We start from the raw sequence: 20526 nt of genomic DNA on the forward strand, positions 1-20526 counted from the left end.
GAGTAAATTGCCGCTTCAAATTTAGCGAAGTACAAGATGAACTATCAACCTCAAGATTTTTTACCCATTTTCGTTCAATTAGGGGCGGCCTTGGCATTTATCGTTCTGGTCATGGTGTTAACCCATGCCCTAGGCCCTAAACGTCATTCGCAGAAAAAAGACGATTCTTTTGAGTGTGGAATTGAATCTATTGGAGATGCTCGTACACCGATTTCGGTGAAGTATTTCTTGGTAGCGATATTATTCGTTTTGTTTGATTTGGAGATTGTATTTATGTACCCTTGGGCGGTTAATTTTAAGCAATTGGCATGGAACGGTTTTTATGAAATGATCGTATTCATGGGCTTGTTATTAGCTGGATTTATCTACGTAATTAAAAAAGGTATTTTAACCTGGGAAAAATAAACAATTAGCTTTTTGCTGGGTTTATTTTTAATAGAAAAGAAGATTATATATGAGTGATGCAAAAATTAATATCGTAGAAGCGCCGGCAGGTTTAGAGGGTCAAGGATTTTTTGCTACCAGTTTAGATTCATTAGTAGGGATGGCTAGGGCAAATTCGCTCTGGCCATTGCCTTTTGCTACATCTTGCTGCGGTATTGAGTTCATGTCTACTATGGCCTCTCATTATGACATTGGCCGATTTGGTGCAGAGCGTTTGAGTTTTTCTGCTCGCCAAGCCGACGTGTTGATGGTAATGGGGACGATAGCCAAGAAAATGGCACCGGTTGTTAAGCAAGTGTATTTGCAGATGGCTGAACCTCGTTGGGTTTTATCCGTAGGTGCATGCGCTTGTTCTGGAGGTATTTTTGATACTTATTCTGTATTGCAGGGTATTGATCGTGTTATCCCAGTGGATGTATACGTGCCAGGTTGCCCTCCTCGTCCAGAGCAGATTTTGGATGGCTTTATGCAAATCCAAGAACTAGCAAAAAATGAATCTATTCGTCGTAGAAACCAACCCGAGTATAAGGCTTTGTTGGAATCTTATGGTATTGAATAAGTAAATCGAGCATGGAAAACGTGAGTAATCAACAAATTATAGATGCCTTACAAGGGCAATTCGGCGAAGAGGCTATTTATGGAATCGCTGAATCCCATGGGATCTTACAAGTAACCACTGAAGTAGAACACATCGTTCCGATGCTTCATTTTCTGTACCAACATCCGGTATTGAAATTTCAATTTTTAACTGATTTAGCAGGGATACATTTTCCTGAGGCTAAAGGGCAAGAGTTGGGGGTTATATACCATTTGCACAGTTTAGAAAATAATGTGCGATTGTGGATCAAAATTTATGTACCGATTGAAAAGCCTGAGGTTCCTACGGTGACTGGTTTGTTTGCCACCGCCAACTGGATGGAGCGTGAAGCTTTCGATTTTTACGGTATCATTTTTGAAGGTCACCCGAATTTGATTCGTATTTTGAACGTTGAGGACATGGATTACCATCCAATGCGTAAGGAATATCCTTTAGAGGACGCCACCCGTCACGATAAAATAGATGAATTATTTGGTAGATAAACTACCTTCAACGAGCGAAACATGTCTGAAGTAGCATTAGTAAATAACCCCAACGTAGGTCTAGATAAGACGCCGAAAAGCGGCCCTTATGTGAACGAGTTGACTACCCTAAATTTAGGTCCTACCCACCCAGCCACCCATGGTATTTTTCAAAATATCTTGACCATGGATGGAGAAACGATTGTGGATGCAGAGCAAACCGTGGGATATATCCACCGTGCATTTGAAAAAATTGCGGAGCGTCGTCCATTCTATCAAATTACCACATTAACTGACCGCATGAATTATTGTTCAGCTCCTATTAATAATATGGGTTGGCACATGACGGTAGAAAAATTATTGGGAATAGAAGTTCCAAAACGTGCACAATATATCCGAGTTATCATGATGGAATTGGCTCGTTTGGCAGATCATATTATTTGTAACTCCATTTTGGCGGTTGATACCGGAGCCCTTACCGGCTTCCTGTATGTTTACCAATGGAGGGAGTTTATCTATGAAATTTACGAGGAGCTTTGCGGAGCTCGTTTAACGACCAACATGGGTCGTTTTGGTGGCATGGAAAGGGATTTAAGCCCGGTTGCCATAGAGAAAATTAAGAAATTATTGGCCGAGTTACCGGCTGCTTTGAAGGAATTTGAAAGCATGGTGGTACGTAACCGAATTTTCATGGATCGTACACAGAATGTGGGCGCCATTTCGGCTGAGCGTGCTTTAAACTACGGTTTTACTGGTCCTAATTTACGTGCTGCTGGAGTAGATTATGATGTGCGTTCCTTGAATCCATACTCATCGTATGAAGATTTTGATTTTGAAATTCCAGTAGGTACCAAAGGAGATACCTATGACCGTTTCTTGGTACGTGAAGAGGAAATGTGGCAGAGTTTACGCATCATTCAACAAGCCATGGATAACTTGCCAGAAGGACCATACCATGCAGATGCCCCACATTATTATTTACCTCCTAAGCAAGAGGTTTACCGAAACATGGAGGCCTTAATTTACCATTTCAAAATTGTAATGGGAGAAATAGACGCTCCAGTGGGTGAAGTATATCATTCGGTAGAAGGGGGTAATGGAGAGTTAGGATTTTATTTGGTTTCGGATGGTGGACGTACACCTTATCGTTTGAAATTCCGTAGACCAGGATATATATATTATCAAGCATTCCCAGAAATGATCAAAGGTTCGACTTTATCGGATGCCATTGTAACAATGTCATCGATGAATGTGATTGCAGGTGAGTTAGATACATAATACATGGAAGGTAAGAATAACATCGTTTTCCCAGCAGAAACGCTGGAATTAGTGAAGAAAATCATTGCTCGTTACCCTCAGGGGAAACAGAAGTCGGCACTTTTGCCCATTTTACATTTGGCTCAAGCCGAATGGAAATGGTGCAGTCCAGAGGTGATGGATTATGTAGCTTCTTTATTGTCTATTAAGGCGGTGGAGGTGTATGAAGTGGCTAGTTTTTATACCATGTTCCATTTGGAACCGGTGGGAGAACATGTCATTGAGTACTGTCGAACCGGTCCTTGTTGCTTGATGGGAGGAGTTGAGGTGTATGACCATTTGAAAAAGCGCTTAGGAGTTGAGACTGGAGGAACGTCAGCAGATGGTAAATTCACCGTCAAAGAAGTAGAATGTTTAGCTGCATGTGGATGGGGACCTGTATTTCAGATTCGTGAGAAGTTTTACATGCACTTGACGAAGGAGAAGGTAGATCAAATCATTGATGAATTAGGAAAATAAGCGAGGATGAAGATATTAACCGAACATATTGAGGTACCTGGAATTGAGACGATTGACGTATATCGTAAGCATGGTGGGTACCAAGCGGTAGAAAAAGCGTTAAAAAAAATGACTCCTGATGAAGTAACCGAAGAGGTGAAGAAATCAGGGTTGCGTGGTCGTGGTGGTGCAGGATTCCCAGTTGGGATGAAGTGGTCATTTTTGGCAAAACCAGAAGGAGTACCCCGTTATTTAGTTTGTAATGCAGATGAGTCTGAGCCTGGTACTTTCAAAGACCACTATTTGATGTGGAAATCTCCTCATACCTTAATTGAGGGTATGATTGTTTCCAGTTTTGCCTTAGGCGCCAATACATCTTATATCTACGTTCGTGGAGAGTTGATGTATGTGATTCATATTTTAGAAAAAGCCATCCAAGAAGCCTATGATAAGGGTTTGTTGGGTAAAAATATACTAGGTTCTGGCTATGATTTGGACTTATATGTTCAGTCGGGCGGCGGTGCTTATATCTGCGGAGAAGAAACAGCTTTGTTGGAATCTTTGGAAGGTAAACGTGGTAACCCACGTAATAAGCCACCATTCCCAGCCGTAAAAGGTCTTTGGCAATGTCCAACGGTAGTCAATAATGTGGAGTCTATCGCTGCTACTTCATGGATTGTGAATAATGGTGGTGATGCGTATGCGCAGATTGGAATAGGAAGAAGTACAGGTACTAAATTAATTTCTGCATCAGGGCATATACGTAAGCCAGGTGTGTACGAAATTCCATTGGGGATAACGGTAGAGGATTTTATCTACTCAGATGAATGGTGTGGAGGTATACGGGAAGGGCATAAATTAAAGGCTGTAGTAGCTGGTGGTTCATCTGTACCTATTTTACCTGCAGAAATGATCTTAACGACGGCATCAGGTGAGAAAAGATTGATGACTTATGAGTCTTTGTCTGACGGAGGTTTTGCTACAGGTACGATGTTAGGTTCAGGAGGATTTATTGTGATGGATGAGACAACATGTATCGTACATAATACCTTAACTTTTGCTCGTTTTTATCACCATGAATCTTGCGGTCAGTGTTCTCCATGTCGAGAAGGTACTGGCTGGATGGATAAGGTTATCAAGCGTATTGAATTAGGCCATGGCCGAAAAGAAGATATTGATTTGTTAGTGGATGTGGCTAAGAAAATCGAAGGAAATACGATTTGTCCATTAGGTGATGCAGCCGCATGGCCTGTAGCTGCGGCAATTCGTCATTTTAGAGATGAATTTGAATGGCATATTGAACATCCTGAATTAGCGACTCAACCTGGTGCGGTTTACATGCGTCCGGGTGCCAGCTGGTCTAATTAATGATGGGAGCCAAAATTCTTTTTGTAGGGCATGATGCTAACCGTGCAGGAGCACAACTTGTATTATTGCATTGGTTGAAAGAAAATGCGGCAAAGGGTCAAAAAGGATATTTGTTATTAGAGAAAGGCGGAGATTTATTAGCCACTTACCGTAAATATGCGGAAGTTTGGATTTGGAGGAGAGAGCATAACAAGGCCAGAAATATATTTAAAAAAATACCTTTTCTCAAAAGAGAGGAAAGTTCACCAGATCGGGAACCTAATAAAGCAGAAATTCAAAAGATGTTGGGCGAATTTCGTCAACAAAAATTTGATTTAATTCTAGGAAATACGGTAGCATCTTTATCCTTGATGCAGCAGTTGACTTCCTTGAAAATTGCTTTTGGTGCTTATGTGCATGAATTGAAGTTTTCTTGCGAGACTTATGCTTCGGAAAAGGACATGCAGTTTTTAGCACAAAAAGTAAAGCATGTTTTTGCGGTTTCAGAACAAGTGAGAATATTATTGAAGGAGAAATATGGTATTCCCCAAGAAAAATTGGCTTTACTTCCACCCGTTGCCGAGTTGGCTAAAACCAAATCTGGAACGTCTGAGCAAGTAAGAGAACAATTGAATATCCCAGCAACAAGTCCATTGGTCTTGGGTTGTGGATTAGCTGAATGGAGGAAAGGAACAGATGTTTTTATTCGCGTAGCTAGACAGGTGATTCGATTAAAACCGGAAGTTCATTTCGTTTGGTTAGGCATGGGTGATAACCTCTATTCTGCGGAGCTCATAGAAGAGAAAGAAAAATGGGATGTAGGCGCACAAGTGCATTTAATCCCTGCCAGAGCAGATACTAAAGCCTATTTTGAGGCCATGGACCTGTTTTTCTTGTCGTCTAGAGAGGACCCTTTTCCACTGGTAATGCTAGAAGCAGGCTATCAAGCCAAGCCATTGGTCGGGTTTAAGGAAAGTGGCGGAATTGCTGATTTCACCCAGGGGATAGAGGGATTATTAGTAGATTATATGGATGAAGGGCAAATGACGAATTTAATTATTCGTTGGTTAGAGGCTCCCAATTCTGAAAAAGTACTTTTAGGTGAAGAATTAAAAGCTAGATCCACCCAATATACCGTGAAAGCGTTTATGGAACGATGGGCTGCATTAGAAAAAGATCTTTAATTGAACATTGATCAAGGGCTTAAACCCTTAAAAATAGAAAATGAAAGTAACAATTGATAACATCACATTAGAGGTAGAACCAGGTACTACCATCATGCAGGCGGCAAGGATGATTGGTCCAGAGATTGCGCCTCCTGCTATGTGTTACTATGAACCTTTGAAAGGTACGGGAGGTAAATGTCGGGGTTGCTTGGTTAAAGTTACTGCCGGTTCAGAAAAAGATCCTCGTCCTATGCCAAAATTGGTACCCTCTTGCATCACTACGGTACAAGATGGTATGATTGTAGAAAATACCATCAATGAGCAGGTATTAGAAACAAGAAAAGGTATTGTAGAGTTTTTGTTGTTAAACCATCCTTTAGATTGCCCTGTTTGTGATCAAGCTGGAGAATGTCATTTACAAGACTTCTCCTTTGAGCATGGAGTTTCTTCTACTCGTACGGTTGAGGAAAGAAATACGTTTGAGCCTGTTGATTTAGGTCCTTACATCAAGCTTAACATGAATCGTTGTATTCTATGTTACCGTTGCGTATATGCCGCAGATCAGCTGACTGAGGGTCGTGTTCATGGAGTGATGCACCGTGGTGATCATGCGGAGATTAGTACCTACATAGAAAAGGCCATTGACAATGATTTTTCTGGAAACGTGATTGACGTGTGTCCTGTTGGAGCATTAACCGATAAAACATACCGTTTCAAAAGTCGTGTTTGGTTCTCTAAGCCTGAAGATGCACATTGTGATTGCGACAAATGCTCGGGCAATGTGACCTTATGGTATCGTGGAGATGAAGTTATTCGTGTGACAGGACGTAAGAATGAGTGGGGTGAGGTGAAAGAATTTATTTGTAATACTTGTCGTTTTGAACGTAAGAAAACTTCGGATTGGGTAATTGAGGGGCCAACCAAAATAGCTCGGCATTCAGTAATTTCAGCGAATAAATACGGAGCTAATTTGATTAAACCATCCTTCCCAATCAAACAAGCGGCCTTGGCTTATAAGCCAATTGACGATGATCGAGATCGTAGTTTTTTACCTGCTAAAAAGAGTCTTCCTAGTTCAGAAAAGAAATAATCATGGAATTAATTAATACCGTTTTTATCGCAAAAGCCATCATCGTAGGAATCGTATTCGCGATTACTCTAGGGGTTGCTGCTTATTCAACTTATTTTGAACGGAAGATTGCTGCGTTCATGCAGGACCGAATTGGTCCAGACCGTGCTGGTCCATTTGGTATTTTACAGCCTTTGGCAGATGCGGTTAAAATGTTCATGAAAGAAGATTTTATCCCGGCTAATTCGAATAAATGGTTGTTTATCGCCGGACCATGTTTGTCCATGTTAACCGCTTTAATGACCTCAGCAGTAGTACCTTTTGGAGATACAGTAACCATTGGTGGAGCTACTTTTGATTTACAAGGTATAGATGTAAACATCGGTATTTTGTGGGTTTTTGGTATTGTTTCTCTTGGCGTTTATGGTATCATGATCGGTGGCTGGGCATCGAACAATAAATTTGCCTTGCTAGGGGCCATTCGTGCCGCCTCTCAGAACATATCTTATGAGTTAGCTATGGGTATGGCCATCATTACTATTTTGATGATTACCGGTTCATTATCTACGAAAGAGATTGTTGAAGTACAGCAAAATGGCCATTGGAACATTTTTTATCAACCTTTGGGTTTCATCATTTTTATCATTTGTGCTTTTGCCGAATGTAATCGTACCCCCTTTGATTTACCAGAATGTGAAACGGAATTAATTGGTGGATACCATACCGAGTATTCTTCTATGAAATTGGGATTCTATTTGTTTGCTGAATATATCAATATGTTTATCTCGGGTGCAGTAATGGCTACTTTATATTTTGGTGGTTATGATTACCCAGGGATTGATTTTGTGACGCAGCAATTTGGAAGCAATGTAGCTAGTTTTGTTGGTGTTGGTGCTTTGATTGGAAAGTCCTTAGGCTTCGTATTTGTTTTCATGTGGGTACGTTGGACCATCCCAAGATTCCGTTATGACCAATTAATGAATTTAGGTTGGACTGGCTTAATTCCATTAGCGATGTACAACGTGGTCGTTACTGGATTTGGAATTTTAGTGGGAAAACCATTCATGGTTTCCATCGCAGGTTTAGTGCTATTAATCGCGGCATTGTTCGTGTATGATCAATTATTAGTTAAGAAAAAAATAGCTTAGGTATATGAAATTAAGCAATAAAACCAAGGTCTTGGAGCAAGGGGAGATGACCCTAGCTGAGCGTATGTACTTACCTGCCATAGTAGGTGGTATGGCCACTACCTTAAAACACTTCTTTTCGAAGCCCGTTACCATACGTTATCCTGAGCAAAAGCGCTATTTGGGTCCTGTGTATCGTGGGCAACATATTTTGAAGCGTGACGAAGCTGGTGCAGAGCGTTGTACGGCTTGTGGCCTTTGTGCTGTGGCATGTCCAGCCGAAGCAATTTCTATGGTTGCCGAGGAAAGAAAAGCAGGTGAGGAGTCATTGTACCGTGAAGAGAAATATGCCAAAGTATATGAAATCAATATGCTTCGTTGTATTTTTTGCGGTTTATGCGAGGAGGCTTGTCCTAAGGAAGCTATTTTCTTACGCCATGATACCATGGTACCAGTATTCCACCAGCGCGATGAAGTGATTTGGGGTAAAGATAAATTAGTTGAAAAAATGGATCATCGCTATTTGCGCGATGGTTGGAAATAAATAGATGTATGGAGATTTCTAATATTTGGTACTTTTTATCGGCCTTGACCTTATTGAGCGCGTTGATGGTGATTTTGTCGAAGAATCCCATCCACAGTGTATTGTATTTGGTATTTACCTTCTTCTGTATTTCTGCACATTACGTGTTGTTAAATGCTCAATTTTTGATGGCTGTTAATATTATTGTTTATGCAGGAGCCATCATGGTATTATTCTTATTTGTTATCATGATGTTTGATTTAAAGAAGAATATTCCTGAGTCTAAAAGTTCGTTAACCAAATTAGCGGGTTCCGTAGTGGCAGGTACTTTATTGGTGATTCTAATAGCGATCATTCGTAAAAATAATATTCCTGGCCCGGTTTTGGAGAAGTTTAATTCTCAAACAGGTATGGTGGAGAATCTGGGTCAAGTACTTTATGGCGAGTTTTTACTACCCTTTGAATTAGTATCTATTCTATTCTTTGTGGCTATGGTAGGTGCTGTTTTATTAGGTAAAAGAGAGGCTGGAGAAAGGAATTTCTAAGGTACAGTTTTTATAAAATACAAAGGCGAACCATTTGGTTCGCCTTTTTTTATTCAGAGAGTAGATTATTTCTTTGGGCTAATTTTGTGGTTGAAAAAACCAACTTTAAGTCCTACCTGACCTGAAAATCCAGATAGCTCAGGTATCTCGTCATTTCCAATAGCTAAGCGATAATTAGCTCCAGCAAATAAACGAATGTATTTATGAACATTTAATTCGGCATTAATACCTGGCTGAAGGCCAAAGGCATTACGAGCATTTCTCCAATAAAAATTGTCAAATCGCCCGCCTGGACCCGGCATGCCTGTCATCATACTAGCATCTTGATAACGAATAACTCCTATCAACAATGGAAAACTTAGGTGAACTAATTTGTTGGCATTGGGTGTATATGCCAAGGAAAAAGCAGAGAAATTTTGTCTCAGATCATTGGAGTAAAACTCATTTCGGTGGCGCATGCTGCCTAAAAAGCTAGCACCAATTTCCCATTTATTATTTACATGCAAGGCTAGTGCACCACCTTGTTGTGGGCCCAATTGTCCAAACTGGACCAATGGAGAAAAGGATAAACCAATACTTTTGATTTTAGGAGAAGTACCTCCTTTAAACAAGGTTTTGGTTTCGGAATCTGTCTTGGCATCTTTTTTATCTTGAGCAGATAAGGTAGTTTGCGCCAATGCAACTTGTGACATGAACACGGATAAGCAGAATACTAAAGGGCGGATTGAATAAAGTTTCATATAGGGGGTGGTTTGAAATGATGGAACGAATGTAGAAAGCATTTTCGAAGTAAAATTTAATTTTCGATTAGCCTAGATGAAAGGAGGATATATACCCATATTTTGTCGATAAGCCTGCATAATTTCAATAGAAGTCAAAATTGTTTGTTTTGTCGATTGATTTCCCTTGATTGAAGAGTGGATTTCTAAATTGGTATAGAATAGCTAGCTTTGTGGGCAATAAAACAGGCTTATGTGGAAGGCTTTATTACAACCTAAATCTCAACGAACTTTTAAAATACTCTTCAACCTCATTTTATGGGGTTTGTGGATTGGGCTACCTCTATTAAGTCCTGTGCACCAGTCGCACTCGAACGACCACCCACATCCTCATCAAAACCCTGAGTTCACTGAGCATATTTGGTTGGAGATTTGCACGGTAGTCCCCATGTTTTACACCATTACCCTCATTTTAATCCCCATTGTGTTTAGGCAAGGAGGGGTATTGTCCTACATTGTTTCCGTTATTTTGCTCGTAATAAGCTTTTGGTTTATTCAGTATTTTGTCATGGCTTATATCCTTCCATTTGACGAAAGAACAATGGAGTGGCCGACCATCAAAGGCTTTTTCCCCTTAATTATGATAACGGGAATCGCGTCAACTTATGGTTTATTATTGGAATTTATCACCATAGAAGCTAGAAATGAAGAATCGAAAAATGAGCAAATGAAGTCGGAGTTATCCTTCCTTCGCTCCCAGATTTCTCCGCATTTTATCTTCAACGTATTGAATAGTATTGTGTATTTAATTCGTACCAAGGCCGATAAACAAGCGGAAGATGTTACTATTCGTTTATCCAATTTAATGCGCTATATGCTGTATGATTCGGATCAGTCCATGATACCTTTGACTAAGGAATTAGAGTATTTGAAGAATTACATTGATTTACAAAAAATGCGTTTTGATGATGATGTACGGATAGATTTTCAAATTACAGGTACAATAAAAAACTGCATTATTGAACCCATGTTACTGATTCCATTTGTTGAAAATGCTTTTAAACATGGAGTAGGCTTCGTGGTGGATCCCGTCATTAAAATTAGTTTTGGGATAGAGGATGGTATATTGAATTTTACCGTGGAAAATAAAAAAGGAGATCATGATCCTAGTGTCAAGGATGAAAGCTCTGGAATAGGTTTAAAAAATGTTATTCGTCGATTGGAATTACTCTATAAAAATCGACATGTATTGAATATAGAAGATTTGGAAAAAGACTTTAAAGTAGGACTACGATTAAAACTGCATAAATTATAGGTATATGGAAAAGTTAAATTGTATTGTTGTCGATGATGAAAACATGGGCAGAAAGTTGTTGGAGGAAAACGTACGACAATTACCCTTTTTGCAATTGGTGGCTTCTTGTAAGAATGCTTTTGAAGCGATGGAAGTCTTACAAACTCAGTCTGTTGATTTAATCTTTTTAGATATCCAAATGCCAGGTATGTTGGGAACTCAGTTTTTACAAACCTTGAAGGACAAACCATTGACTATATTGGTTACCGCTTATGATCATTATGCCGTGGAAAGTTATGAATTAGATGTCGTCGATTACCTAATGAAACCAGTAAGTATCGAACGATTTAGTTTGGCTGCACACAAGGCTTTAGGTTTATTCCAAAATAAGAAAAGTAAGGTGGATGCAGGTAGCAGAGCTAGTTCAGTAGAAGCAGCCCCACAAGAAGATTTCTTTTTTGTCAATGTGGAGTATGCTTTGGTTCGTATTTCCATTCCACAAATCACCCACATTGAAGGTTTGAAAGACTATGTCAAAATTTATTTAGAGGGTGAAAGGAGGCCAGTGTTGACCAAGCTGACCATGAAGTCTATTGAAGCAAAAGTGATCAATCACTCATTCATGCGTGTGCACAAATCGTTTATTGTCAACATGCGAAAAATTGAATCCATCAAACAGCAGCGCATCAAAATAGGTACATTTGAAATACCTGTAAGTGATTCACATGCCAGTGAATTGATGGAAAAACTGAATTTTACAAGGCCTTCTTAATTAAAAGAAGCCTATTTTCAGTCCTCCTGAGAAGTTTCTTCCTGGAGAAGCATTGTAGTACCTAGCACCTACGGCATTGAGATCTGGACCAGCGCTGTATTTCTCGTTTCCAATATTATCGGCGGCAAGCCACAATTCCCAAGTATATTTGGCCATATTTTTGCGGTAGGAAATTTTGCTGTTCCACACTCTACTCGAGGGGAGAATGTCCGTATTGGCGTCATTCAAATAAATATAATCGCTCATTAAGAACTGCTGGTTCCAGCTTAAACCCGGTAAAATATTCCAAACAAAAAGTAAAGATTGTTGGAAAGGACTCGTTCCTGTTAAAAAATTACCGTTGTAGGTTTTACCTGCATTACTGTAATCTGTGAATCTGAAGTTTTGCCAAGTGGTGGCAGAAAGTACCTGTAAGAAGGAAGTAGGCGCCCACTGTAAACTAAGTTCCATACCTTGCTGGGTTGTTTTACCCACATTATCATAAAAGTCAGCTCCGTCTGCCGCTCTACGCAATACAATGGTTTCGTCCAAATTGAATTGATAAAGACTTAAGTCCCAGGTTAAGCGAGCAGCAGGACTCCAGCCTCGGTAACTAAGTTCATAATTCCAGCCTTTTTCAGCTCTCAATGAGCGGTTGATAACATTGGTAGAAGGTCTAATTTCAGCTATGCTGGGGGGTGAAAAACCATGGGCTACCTTGGCTACTAAATTCTGATGAGTGCTTAGTCTTCTGACTATGGCTAAACGTGGAGAAAAAATACCTTCACTGGATTGGAATTCAGTCCAAAGTTTATTGTAACTACCGGCCAAGGTAAAAGCCCAATTTTTAATGCCATCGTATTCCAATTGAGTGAAAATGCCACCCTGTTGGACACGTGTATTTTGTTCAAATTGTAAGGTATCTTTTACCCCTTTGCGATTTCCATAGGTACGGCTATCAAATTGTCCCACTTGAAATTCATAGCCCAGATCCCAGGTAAATTGACCTTTCCCTGCGGCTTGTTTATAATGTATTACTCCACGGTTATTCAGGTTGGGTTCCTCTCGGAACTCATAGTTTCGGATGGTCGGGTTTTCGATACTATTTACTTGAACAGCATGTATGGCATCCCAGGCCCAATTGGCATTCCAAGCATTGGAAACATGAGCCCCAACAAAATAACTTTTCAATTTAAAGGTAGCCATTTGCTCTACCGCACCTCGGTTAATTCCGGCGGCAGGTCTAGCTTGGATGGGGTTTTCTTGATACTGCTTTAAGGTTAATCCACCGGGAGTTTGGTAGGCTAAATCTCCATAATAGGCAATTAAATTGATGGCACCAGTGGTTCCAAAACTTTTATTCCATTCATAGGAGAACCATTGTTTTTTCAGGGCAGACTGATCTCGGTAGCCTTTTTGTTGCCAGAATGAAGTGTAAAAACGGTGTGAACTAGTGGCCTTGCCTAAGCGGATATCCCAAGATTGTTTATAGCCACCCAGGGAATGAAAAAGTTGCTGGTGCTGTACAGAGGGAGCTTGGTAAGCCTGACTAGACATCAATAATACGCCTCCTGTTCCCGCTCCATAAAGACCCCCACTTGGGCCTTTTGATACGACTACTTGTTGGAATTGCTCAGGATCAAGTAATGCAAAGTAGGAGTTGTTTCCAGCATCTGTAAAAGACATTTGATTCCAATATAATTTGACATTTCGTACACCAAAAGGAGCACGAAGTGAGCTTCCACGAATAGCTAAACGATAACTTCCAGGCGAGCGTTCTTCCATTCGGATACCTGCTTGCGAATTTAAAGCGGGTAAGAAACTTAGGGCATTGCCTACGTTTATTTTGCTTGAATCTAGCAATACGATGGCATCAGGAGAACGAAGTGGATTACGTTTTTTCTCAAAGGCTTGTACCTCTACCGTGGCTAATGTTTTGTTGGAGAATTCACCTTTATTTTGAGCCCAAGTTAAACTGGGGATCAGTAGAAAAGTACAAATCCGGATAATTAAAGTATGGTTGAATTTCATTAAAAATAATAGGTAAGGTAGCCTGAAAGAAAATGTACACTCGAAGCTGGAATGGATTTAGAATTTGGATTCGAGGATGAACCCAAGTTAAGCAATTCGTACATGAACGTTGCCCCGATTTGTTGGCGTTTATATTCTATTTTTCCTTTAAAAGATAAGTCATTTGCCGTACTCAATGTTTGAAAGGGTACACCTACGTATCGGCCAAATAAAGTAACTTCTCTAATGATGGGCTCAAATACCTGGCCAGAGATGGCAAAATCATTTTTTCCTGGAATTTTTAATCCAAAGCCAGCTGTAATACCATGTAAACTGTATTTCTCTTCTTCAATGTATTTATAAGTTGGAGTAGAGATTCTTCTTGCCAATGATTTACTGTAAATGCTTACCATAGGAAAAAAAAACGGTTCTTCTTTTTTAGCTTTATGTTGCCATTTGATACCTATTTCTGCTTCACCTCCACGAAAGGCGGATTCTAAATTATTTAAATTAGTAGGCGCATTTTGAGGTTCAATGAAAGTATAGGTTTTTAGGTCCACGGGAGAATGATGTGTGTTCCCATATGTTTTAAGACGGACGAAAAATAGTTTTTTGGAGTTGGGTTTTTGAAAGGTGATTTGAGTCGCAAAATCAACGGTTTGTTGATCTTCATACCATAAAATACGGCTACTTCCCACACTTGTTTCTAATTTAAACTTTTGCGCCCAGCTATTTTGGCAGGTAAAAAGTATTAAAAATAATATCAAGTAGCCTAGTCTTTTCATATTTCCGTAAAATTATAAAAGATTACCAGTATTTACCCTTTTTTTGCCAGGTAAAAACTAATCCTCTAATGGCAATAATCAGGTGATAATAGCAGGTAGTCCACCATCCATAATGCTTTTTAAGTATTTGAAAGCGTTCTTTCCAACTCGTTTTGAGGTTTTTTACAGAAGCTCCTCCCATTAAATATCGACAAATCGGATAATCGGTCTTCTTGATGCTATGGGCTAATTTCAAGCAATTAATTTCCCAATCGATGTCAGAACTCATTCGATAATCCATAGAAAACATGGGAGCTAATTCTCTTTTGGCGATAAAGGATTGATGACAAACCACCATGCCTTTTTTAAAGTCTTTCCAGCTGAGATTTTCGGGTAATTCATGGGGGCTCACTTCTGAACGTAATCCGATGGCCTTGCCGGCAGGATTAACAAAAATGGCATCTCCATATAGGATATCGGGGTTATTTTGTAAATCGCGTATAATCTGACGTAGGGTATCTGGCCCGGCAAAAGTATCTCCTGCGTTTAAAAAATATACATATTTTCCTGTGGCTAGTGCCATCCCTTTATTCATGGCATCGTAAATACCTTTGTCTGGCTCAGAAACAAGGTGTGCGATTTGATTTTTATAGGCTTGTACCAATTCCAAGGTACGATCTCGAGAACCTCCATCCATGATAATCAGTTCAAAGTCATCCTCTCGCTGAGAGAAAATACTTCGAAGGGTATTTTCTATAAAGGCTTCAGCTTGGTAGGTGACCGTGATGATACTAAGTAGTTTGGACATACTATAGGGATGTTTGGTAAAACTGAAGGTGCTTTTGTGCTATGATGGAGGCCTCGTAATGAGTTTCTACTTTTTTGCGTGCTTCATTGCCCAATTCTTTGGAACGAGAAACGATGAAATCTATTCCTTCACAAAGGTCCTCGGCTTGAATTCTCTCGGCCACATAACCATTTGTTTGATGATCAATCATCTCAGGTATACCGCCTACTCTAAAGCCCAAACAAGGGGTGCCGCAGGCCATGGCTTCCATGATGGTATTGGGAAGATTCTCTTCCAAAGAAGGAGTAATAAACATCTCGGCTGATTGATAGGCAAGAATCATGGTAGAAACATCTTGAATTTTGCCTAAGGTATGCAATGGTAAGGCCAGCGATTGCATAATTTGTGAATCTGAAATTTCACCCACCACCAGTAATTCGGTATTTTGAGCCTTATCAGGATGAAGATTCACCCATTGCTGGAGAGCCGTTTTCAACAATGAAAAGCCTTTTTCAGGCGCCGAAACGCGCATGGCTACAAAGAGCAAATAGTGCTTATCAGGCTGTAGTCCCAGCTCACTTTTGGCTTTTTTTTGATCACCAGGCTTGAATATTTGTAAGTCGATGGCATTGGCGATGGTTTTTATCTTAATACCCTTTAAAATACTGCTGGACTTGGCTCGACGACCTAACCAGTCTGAGCAGGTGATGATGTGCAGGTTTGGGTACTGGAATTGCTTTACTTTTTTAGACCATAATTGATGAGATAGATCATTGGATGCGGGCTGGTCTAAAAACTTACAGTTGCCACATGCACTTTCATATCCCTGACAATTTCCACTGTGGTGACATCCACCAGTGAAAGTCCACATATCATGCAAGGTCCAATAAACAGGTTTATTTATTTGTAAAATTTTTTCAATGGTGGCAATAGATAAAAAACCGAAATTTACCCAATGCAAATGGATGATATCTGCCTCCAATAAAGCTGGATGTTGGGAAATATCTTGTCCAAAAATCCCAGGATTAAATAGAAAACGGATGGATTTATCTCGCTCAAATCGCGCGAAGTAAAGTCGCTCAGCAACGAATCGGGTAAATGCCATCCATTTTTTCCAAAAAGAACTTGCTAGCGAAATACTAGGGTCATTTCCGGTTTTTTCTTGGACTAAAGTAGTCACTTGATGGCCAGCTTTTTCTAATGCATCATGTAATCGACCACAGGCAATCGCCGCTCCGCCATTGTGATTATGGTAAGAGAGTAAGACGATTTTTAGAGGTCGAGGTGAGTTCATGAATGAGGGAACAATTGATGAATAATCGCCGCAATTCTTTCTGCCGTATGCCCATCCCAAAGCGGAGGAACTTCCCCTTTTTTGACTTTACCTTGTAAAATATCCAATAATGCCGCGTAAGTCTTTTGAGGGTCTAAATCAGCCAATAATTGGTTTGTCCCCAAAGTGACAGTAATGGGGCGTTCTGTACTATCTCGGAAAGTCAGGCAAGGAATTCCTAAATAGGTGGTTTCTTCTTGTATTCCGCCTGAATCGGTTAGGATAGCGGTGGCATTGGACATCAACTGAATGAATTCTAGATATCCCAAAGGTTCTGTTAGAATCAAATTAGGGATCTTATTTAAGCGGTCCGATAATTTAAATTTATCGATATGCGCCCTAGTTCTCGGGTGAATAGGGAATACTACTTTCGTTTGAGCGGTACTTAATTCCAATAATTCCAAGATGGCAAGCAGCCCTTGTTCTGTATCTACATTGGCTGGACGATGCATGGTTACTACAATGTAGTTTTTAGCTTGCACCTGCAAATCGGCCATGATACTACTTTGTTTTGCTTTTTCCCGATACCGCTCCAAAGAATCTATCATGACATTTCCCACAAAAAAGACTCTTTCTGGGTCAACTCCTTCTTTTTTAAGGTGTTGCATGCCACTTTCTTCCGTAACAAATAAGTAGTTAGCCACCGAATCTGTTAAAATTCGATTAATTTCTTCAGGCATTTTTCGATCTCCACTCCGTAAGCCAGCCTCTACGTGCGCTAAAGGAATATCCATTTTAATAGCCACTAAGGTACATGCCAAGGTAGAGGTAACATCTCCCACCACAATGATTAAATCGGGCTTTTCTGCTTGAACTATGGGTTCAAAGGCCAGCATGATTTTAGCCGTAACCTCTGAATGTGTTCCACCGCCTATTCCTAAAAAGAAATCAGGTTTAGGTAGTTCTAATTGAGTGAAAAAAACATCACTCATTTTGGCATCAAAATGCTGTCCAGTATGTACAATTTTAGATTCCCAGCCCTCCATAGCCTGTATGGCACGGTGTAGTGGTGCTACTTTCATGAAATTGGGCCTGGCACCTACAATTTGTAATACTTTCATGTGAATTTTTGTCGAATGATTTATTAAAAAATTACCGCTTATTTTGACGTTCTATGGCAAATTTAAAGGCTTCCATATAATTACTCAAAACGCTATGAATATTGATTTCTTCCTCAATGATATTCTTGGAAGCAATTCCCATGGACTTAATTTTATCAGGATGTTGGAATAAGTCAGAGATTACTTCCACTAAACTTGATAAATCTCCTGATTTAAAATATCGACCATTGATGCCTTCCTTGACTAATCTTTTCTCGGTTCCGTCGGCAATGGAGCATACCACGGGCTTTCCGAAACACATGGCTTCGTTGATGGATAAACCACCCATTCCAGCTAGCACGTAAATACCCGCTGCCAAGGTGATTTTGCCCAATTCTTGCATGTCATAAATACCTCCCCAAAAGTGAATATAGGCATTGGCTCCTAAGCTTTCTACCAGCTGTTTTAGCGAAGCCATTTCGGGGCCATCTCCTACAATATGTAATTCCGTTTCTGGAAATGTTTTTTTAAGCTGAACAGCCGCATGAATAAGTAAATCAACCTGTTTCCATTTCACCAATCGCCCTACATGCAATAATCGAAAAGAATGCGATGTGGGTAATCCTGCTTTTTCGATGGCTGCGTATTGCTGAGCTATAAAATCTGTATCAGGGGAATTAGCCGTCACAAATACTTTTTCAGGGGATACTCCATAGCTTGCATGGATGTTTTTAGCTTCATCCAAGTAATTTACGTGGGCATCCACTAGGTTAACAAAGCGCTTTCTACTCTCTCTCACCATCCAATATTTAAGATAGGCTAGTAAAGACTGGCTTTTTTGATGCTGCTGATTGTTTTCAGTGATACCGCCGCCGCTTACATAAAAAGAAATGGCCTCTTGATAAGTAGGCACCTGAAATGGGATTTCTTTTGAAATAAGTGCGATTTTATGTTTTCTTAAAAATCGATACCATGAAGGATAAAATACATAGGCCAATTGGTAAGGCCAATTCACCATTAATACATCTGGTTTTTCTTGAAGTATGAGTTCCTTTAAACCTTTAAAGAATTTTTTGCCATAATAGGTAGTGTATTCCTCCGCATAAATCACCTTGAATTCTATTCCACTTTTACTTTCAAATACCCCTGCCCCCAAGGTAGCACCCTCGCCAGAAGGTACAACCACCACCACTTCCACACCAAATTCATGCTGTAATTTATTCAGCACTAAGTTGTAATAATGAGGCAGGCCACCGGCCAGGGACATTAATTTCATTTTTTCAAATAATTTTTAATCAACTGCTTCATGTCTGGACTTAAATTCAATTTCCAAGCAGCCAATAGAAACAAAGCACTAACACTGAAAGTCTTTAGACTAATATTTAAAAACCAGCATATCCATTTTTCTCCCTCAATGGTAGGCAATTGACTTACTAATAGGTAAATGACTCCACTGACTAATAAGATACCCAAGGTGCGAATTTCAAAGGGTTGCAGTCCCATTTTGTACCAAATGAATATAAATTTGATGGAATTATAAATGAAGAGAGCCAAAAGACTCGCTAAAGCCGCTCCATTAAATGAGTAAAGTGGAATAAAAATAAGGTTCCCCACCACCACAATGCTCGCCAAAATAATGTAAAAAAGTAGGTCGTAGCGGTAAAATTTAGAATTAATTAAAATTTCTGAATTTAAGCCTGTCCCCATATCGATGATTTTACTAATCCCCACCATCAAGACTACCCATCTCCCTGTTTCGTAAACTTCACTTCTAGGGATGATTTGATAGATTTGATCCAAGTTTAGCCAGACTAATAGAAATAAAAAACAACCGACCAATAATAAGTTTAGGGATGATTTTTTATAGATCTCTTCTATTTGGCTGTTGTCATTTCGTTTCCAAGCTTGGGCTAAGAGGGGCGTAGAAATCGCGGCAATCACATTTCTAGGTATGGCAATCATTAAGGCCATGCGGGAGTTAATATCAAAAATAGCCGTTGTGCCTAATCCCCCTGCGTAAGCTGGCAACATGATTTTTTCTACATGTTGAATCAGTGTGAAACTGGCCCCCGCTAAAATAACCCAGGCACCGTATCCTACCATTTCTTTAAAAATGGGCTTTCTCAAAAATGAAAAGTCCATTTTGGTATAAAATCTTTTTAATTGTTTGATGTAGAGTAAAAGTGCCACAACGGCTAGAATATACGAAACCGTGATTCCTTGAACCAATTGATGGAAATTTAATATGCCCCATCCATAGGCGACGATTAATAAGGCATTGGCGATTCTTAAATATAACTCTCGAATGATGGCCGGAACGACTATCCTTAAATGTACCCTAGCATAGGATTCCAATACACTCATGTAGAGAAAACTTGCCGTTAATGGGATGATGTAATAAAAATAGGTAGGCAAAAGGGGCGAGTTTTCAGCGTAAAACTGGTTGAATAGGCCCCTCAAGGCCACATAGCCCAGACTAAATAAGCCAAGGCCTAGGAGAGGAGAAAGTAAGAGAAAAGTAAAAAAGCCTCCATGCTTATTTTCCGGATTATCAAAATGTGGAAAAAACCGAACGGCTATATGAGGTATGCCAAAGTGTGTAAAGGAAGAGAATATCAGAGGAATACTGACCAAAGCCCCTGCAATTAAGCCCACTTCAGCTTGGCTTAGAAACTTATTATACAAGAAAATGACATTGAACGTCCCGATGGCCGTACCCAAATAGGTAACAATAGAGCCTTTTAAACTTTGTCGGATGACGATCCCCATGCGATTTTTTTTGAATAATCAACA

At 39.8% G+C, this 20526-nt stretch carries 21 protein-coding genes; 13 read left to right on the top strand and 8 right to left on the bottom strand.

Annotation, left to right across the window (positions count from 1 at the left end; all coding sequences use genetic code 11):
- Nucleotides 1-36: 36 nt before the first annotated feature.
- Genes ACST15_RS08875 through ACST15_RS08925 form a run of 11 tightly spaced genes read left to right on the top strand, consistent with a single transcriptional unit; the run spans nt 37 to nt 9035 of the window.
- Nucleotides 37-405 (top strand): NADH-quinone oxidoreductase subunit A, encoded by a 369-nt coding sequence (locus tag ACST15_RS08875; protein WP_459454296.1) that lies wholly within the window; start codon nt 37-39, stop codon nt 403-405.
- Between the two features lie 49 nt (nt 406-454).
- Nucleotides 455-1003, top strand: a complete 549-nt coding sequence (locus tag ACST15_RS08880; protein ID WP_129026350.1) for an NADH-quinone oxidoreductase subunit B — start codon at nt 455-457, stop codon at nt 1001-1003.
- A gap of 11 nt (nt 1004-1014) precedes the next feature.
- Nucleotides 1015-1524 carry an NADH-quinone oxidoreductase subunit C gene (locus ACST15_RS08885; RefSeq protein WP_109322265.1) on the top strand — a complete coding sequence of 170 codons (510 nt, stop codon included), beginning with the start codon at nt 1015-1017 and terminating at the stop codon, nt 1522-1524.
- 21 nt (nt 1525-1545) lie between these two features.
- Complete coding sequence (locus ACST15_RS08890) at nt 1546-2781, top strand: NADH-quinone oxidoreductase subunit D (protein ID WP_166232623.1); 1236 nt, start codon at nt 1546-1548, stop codon at nt 2779-2781.
- Between the two features lie 3 nt (nt 2782-2784).
- The gene (locus ACST15_RS08895) at nt 2785-3279 is read left to right on the top strand and encodes an NADH-quinone oxidoreductase subunit NuoE family protein (RefSeq protein WP_459454297.1); all 495 of its coding nucleotides are present in this window, start codon (nt 2785-2787) and stop codon (nt 3277-3279) included.
- A gap of 6 nt (nt 3280-3285) precedes the next feature.
- Entirely contained in the window at nt 3286-4626 is a 1341-nt protein-coding gene (gene nuoF, locus ACST15_RS08900) for an NADH-quinone oxidoreductase subunit NuoF (RefSeq protein WP_459454298.1), read from the top strand.
- Nucleotides 4626-5789 (top strand): glycosyltransferase family 4 protein, encoded by a 1164-nt coding sequence (locus tag ACST15_RS08905; RefSeq protein ID WP_459454299.1) that lies wholly within the window; start codon nt 4626-4628, stop codon nt 5787-5789. Before nuoF ends, ACST15_RS08905 begins: the two co-directional genes overlap by 1 nt.
- A 40-nt stretch (nt 5790-5829) precedes the next feature.
- Nucleotides 5830-6861 (top strand): NADH-quinone oxidoreductase subunit G, encoded by a 1032-nt coding sequence (locus ACST15_RS08910; protein ID WP_459454300.1) that lies wholly within the window; start codon nt 5830-5832, stop codon nt 6859-6861.
- A 2-nt stretch (nt 6862-6863) separates the two neighbouring features.
- Nucleotides 6864-7988, top strand: coding sequence for an NADH-quinone oxidoreductase subunit NuoH (gene nuoH, locus ACST15_RS08915; RefSeq protein ID WP_459454301.1), 1125 nt, complete (start codon nt 6864-6866; stop codon nt 7986-7988).
- 4 nt (nt 7989-7992) lie between these two features.
- Entirely contained in the window at nt 7993-8511 is a 519-nt protein-coding gene (locus ACST15_RS08920; RefSeq protein WP_459454302.1) for a NuoI/complex I 23 kDa subunit family protein, read from the top strand.
- 8 nt (nt 8512-8519) lie between these two features.
- The gene (locus tag ACST15_RS08925) at nt 8520-9035 is read left to right on the top strand and encodes an NADH-quinone oxidoreductase subunit J family protein (protein WP_459454303.1); all 516 of its coding nucleotides are present in this window, start codon (nt 8520-8522) and stop codon (nt 9033-9035) included.
- Between the two features lie 65 nt (nt 9036-9100).
- Here ACST15_RS08925 and ACST15_RS08930 read toward each other — a convergent pair whose 3' ends face one another.
- The gene (locus tag ACST15_RS08930) at nt 9101-9775 is read right to left on the bottom strand and encodes a hypothetical protein (protein WP_459454304.1); all 675 of its coding nucleotides are present in this window, start codon (nt 9773-9775) and stop codon (nt 9101-9103) included.
- A gap of 232 nt (nt 9776-10007) precedes the next feature.
- On the opposite strand from ACST15_RS08930, the gene ACST15_RS08935 reads away from it, so the two are divergent.
- Together ACST15_RS08935 and ACST15_RS08940 are read left to right on the top strand one after the other, a co-directional pair.
- Entirely contained in the window at nt 10008-11069 is a 1062-nt protein-coding gene (locus ACST15_RS08935; RefSeq protein WP_459454305.1) for a sensor histidine kinase, read from the top strand.
- A gap of 4 nt (nt 11070-11073) precedes the next feature.
- Nucleotides 11074-11820 carry a LytR/AlgR family response regulator transcription factor gene (locus ACST15_RS08940; RefSeq protein WP_459454306.1) on the top strand — a complete coding sequence of 249 codons (747 nt, stop codon included), beginning with the start codon at nt 11074-11076 and terminating at the stop codon, nt 11818-11820.
- Here ACST15_RS08940 and ACST15_RS08945 read toward each other — a convergent pair whose 3' ends face one another.
- From ACST15_RS08945 to ACST15_RS08975, 7 genes are read right to left on the bottom strand one after another with little or no spacing between them, the layout of a single operon-like run.
- Nucleotides 11821-13830: a TonB-dependent receptor gene (locus tag ACST15_RS08945; protein WP_459454307.1), complete on the bottom strand. Its 2010-nt coding sequence runs from the start codon at nt 13828-13830 to the stop codon at nt 11821-11823.
- A complete protein-coding gene (locus ACST15_RS08950) occupies nt 13830-14594 on the bottom strand; it encodes a hypothetical protein (protein ID WP_459454308.1) in 765 nt (254 codons plus the stop codon). Before ACST15_RS08950 ends, ACST15_RS08945 begins: the two co-directional genes overlap by 1 nt.
- 22 nt (nt 14595-14616) lie before the next feature.
- Entirely contained in the window at nt 14617-15381 is a 765-nt protein-coding gene (locus tag ACST15_RS08955) for a glycosyltransferase family 2 protein (protein ID WP_459454309.1), read from the bottom strand.
- 1 nt (nt 15382) lies between these two features.
- Nucleotides 15383-16654: a glycosyltransferase gene (locus ACST15_RS08960; RefSeq protein ID WP_459454310.1), complete on the bottom strand. Its 1272-nt coding sequence runs from the start codon at nt 16652-16654 to the stop codon at nt 15383-15385.
- Nucleotides 16651-17754 carry a non-hydrolyzing UDP-N-acetylglucosamine 2-epimerase gene (gene wecB, locus ACST15_RS08965; RefSeq protein WP_459454311.1) on the bottom strand — a complete coding sequence of 368 codons (1104 nt, stop codon included), beginning with the start codon at nt 17752-17754 and terminating at the stop codon, nt 16651-16653. The genes ACST15_RS08960 and wecB overlap by 4 nt, the downstream gene beginning before the upstream one ends.
- A gap of 31 nt (nt 17755-17785) precedes the next feature.
- Complete coding sequence (locus ACST15_RS08970) at nt 17786-19009, bottom strand: glycosyltransferase family 4 protein (protein WP_459454312.1); 1224 nt, start codon at nt 19007-19009, stop codon at nt 17786-17788.
- On the bottom strand, nt 19006-20502 hold the full coding sequence (locus ACST15_RS08975; protein ID WP_459454313.1) for a lipopolysaccharide biosynthesis protein: 1497 nt from the start codon (nt 20500-20502) through the stop codon (nt 19006-19008). Before ACST15_RS08975 ends, ACST15_RS08970 begins: the two co-directional genes overlap by 4 nt.
- Between the last annotated feature and the right edge of the window lie 24 nt (nt 20503-20526).

This window comes from Aquirufa sp. Wall-65K1 (genome assembly GCF_054558475.1).

What these genes read in the sequence shown, in the direction of transcription:
- ACST15_RS08875 (WP_459454296.1), top strand. Translation starts at nt 37, where the DNA reads ATGAACTATCAACCTCAAGATTTTTTACCCATTTTCGTTCAATTAGGG.
- ACST15_RS08880 (WP_129026350.1), top strand. Translation starts at nt 455, where the DNA reads ATGAGTGATGCAAAAATTAATATCGTAGAAGCGCCGGCAGGTTTAGAG.
- ACST15_RS08885 (WP_109322265.1), top strand. Translation starts at nt 1,015, where the DNA reads ATGGAAAACGTGAGTAATCAACAAATTATAGATGCCTTACAAGGGCAA.
- ACST15_RS08890 (WP_166232623.1), top strand. Translation starts at nt 1,546, where the DNA reads ATGTCTGAAGTAGCATTAGTAAATAACCCCAACGTAGGTCTAGATAAG.
- ACST15_RS08895 (WP_459454297.1), top strand. Translation starts at nt 2,785, where the DNA reads ATGGAAGGTAAGAATAACATCGTTTTCCCAGCAGAAACGCTGGAATTA.
- nuoF (WP_459454298.1), top strand. Translation starts at nt 3,286, where the DNA reads ATGAAGATATTAACCGAACATATTGAGGTACCTGGAATTGAGACGATT.
- ACST15_RS08905 (WP_459454299.1), top strand. Translation starts at nt 4,626, where the DNA reads ATGATGGGAGCCAAAATTCTTTTTGTAGGGCATGATGCTAACCGTGCA.
- ACST15_RS08910 (WP_459454300.1), top strand. Translation starts at nt 5,830, where the DNA reads ATGAAAGTAACAATTGATAACATCACATTAGAGGTAGAACCAGGTACT.
- nuoH (WP_459454301.1), top strand. Translation starts at nt 6,864, where the DNA reads ATGGAATTAATTAATACCGTTTTTATCGCAAAAGCCATCATCGTAGGA.
- ACST15_RS08920 (WP_459454302.1), top strand. Translation starts at nt 7,993, where the DNA reads ATGAAATTAAGCAATAAAACCAAGGTCTTGGAGCAAGGGGAGATGACC.
- ACST15_RS08925 (WP_459454303.1), top strand. Translation starts at nt 8,520, where the DNA reads ATGGAGATTTCTAATATTTGGTACTTTTTATCGGCCTTGACCTTATTG.
- ACST15_RS08930 (WP_459454304.1), bottom strand. Translation starts at nt 9,775, where the DNA reads ATGAAACTTTATTCAATCCGCCCTTTAGTATTCTGCTTATCCGTGTTC.
- ACST15_RS08935 (WP_459454305.1), top strand. Translation starts at nt 10,008, where the DNA reads ATGTGGAAGGCTTTATTACAACCTAAATCTCAACGAACTTTTAAAATA.
- ACST15_RS08940 (WP_459454306.1), top strand. Translation starts at nt 11,074, where the DNA reads ATGGAAAAGTTAAATTGTATTGTTGTCGATGATGAAAACATGGGCAGA.
- ACST15_RS08945 (WP_459454307.1), bottom strand. Translation starts at nt 13,830, where the DNA reads ATGAAATTCAACCATACTTTAATTATCCGGATTTGTACTTTTCTACTG.
- ACST15_RS08950 (WP_459454308.1), bottom strand. Translation starts at nt 14,594, where the DNA reads ATGAAAAGACTAGGCTACTTGATATTATTTTTAATACTTTTTACCTGC.
- ACST15_RS08955 (WP_459454309.1), bottom strand. Translation starts at nt 15,381, where the DNA reads ATGTCCAAACTACTTAGTATCATCACGGTCACCTACCAAGCTGAAGCC.
- ACST15_RS08960 (WP_459454310.1), bottom strand. Translation starts at nt 16,654, where the DNA reads ATGAACTCACCTCGACCTCTAAAAATCGTCTTACTCTCTTACCATAAT.
- wecB (WP_459454311.1), bottom strand. Translation starts at nt 17,754, where the DNA reads ATGAAAGTATTACAAATTGTAGGTGCCAGGCCCAATTTCATGAAAGTA.
- ACST15_RS08970 (WP_459454312.1), bottom strand. Translation starts at nt 19,009, where the DNA reads ATGAAATTAATGTCCCTGGCCGGTGGCCTGCCTCATTATTACAACTTA.
- ACST15_RS08975 (WP_459454313.1), bottom strand. Translation starts at nt 20,502, where the DNA reads ATGGGGATCGTCATCCGACAAAGTTTAAAAGGCTCTATTGTTACCTAT.